Raw genomic sequence first — 272 nt, 5'->3', positions numbered from 1 at the left:
TCTCGTTGAAGAGATCGGCGAGCGGGACGCCCTTGCCCATGACGTCCGGGGGCATCGCCTTGGTGATCCGGTCGCCCATGGCGAAGGGGTAGCCGAGGATGCGGTTGGCGTCCTTGACGGCGGCCTTGGCCTTGATGGTGCCGAAGGTGTTCACCTGGGCGGTGTACGCGGACCCGTACTTCTCGGTGACGTAGCGCACCATCTGGTCGCGCTGGCGGTCGTCGAAGTCGATGTCGACGTCCGGGGGGTTGATGCGCTCGGGGTTCAGGAAC

General features: G+C 65.8%; 1 protein-coding gene. It reads right to left on the bottom strand.

Going from position 1 to position 272, the window contains the following annotated elements:
- A partial coding sequence (locus UK12_RS35625) for a hypothetical protein (protein WP_045307374.1) occupies positions 1-272 on the bottom strand: 272 nt, incomplete at both ends.

The sequence above is a fragment of the Saccharothrix sp. ST-888 genome, from assembly GCF_000955975.1.
Lineage (GTDB): Bacteria > Actinomycetota > Actinomycetes > Streptomycetales > Streptomycetaceae > Kitasatospora.
The sequence above is the reverse complement of the archived record's forward strand: the minus strand, read 5'-3'. Positions and strand labels throughout refer to the sequence as shown.